This is a genomic window from Romboutsia sp. 13368 (genome assembly GCF_018336475.1).
Lineage (GTDB): Bacteria > Bacillota > Clostridia > Peptostreptococcales > Peptostreptococcaceae > Romboutsia.
The window spans coordinates 1,084,555-1,084,899 of sequence record NZ_CP048741.1; the positions used below are offsets into that span (position 1 = coordinate 1,084,555).

Here is a 345-nt window from a genome sequence, read left to right on the forward strand (position 1 = left end):
CAAAAAAAGCTATGCAAAAAATGCATAGCTTTAAAATTACAACACTAAATCATACTCAGTAGTATCAGTAACAACTACCTTAGCCTCAACACCAGANATTATATCAGCACCATTTGGAGCAAATATATTTTTTTCAATAACTAAGTCCATAGCTGATTTAATTTCTGTCTCTGTAATATCCTCTCTAGGATTATCAACTGATAAAGATACTTTTCTATCATCATTTGTTAAAAATGACATAATAAGTTTTTTAGTAGTTTCCATAATTTATCCCCCCTTTTTTACACTACGCTAAAGTTGTAGAGTCTTGTTTTAATACTTCAATTACAGGATAATCTTGAAGTG

At 29.4% G+C, this 345-nt stretch carries 1 protein-coding gene; it reads right to left on the reverse strand.

Features of this window, described 5'->3' with window-relative positions; all coding sequences use genetic code 11:
• Positions 1-36 precede the first annotated feature (36 nt).
• Positions 37-264 carry a DUF2922 domain-containing protein gene (locus tag G3997_RS04395; RefSeq protein ID WP_296648691.1) on the reverse strand — a complete coding sequence of 76 codons (228 nt, stop codon included), beginning with the start codon at positions 262-264 and terminating at the stop codon, positions 37-39.
• Between the last annotated feature and the right edge of the window lie 81 nt (positions 265-345).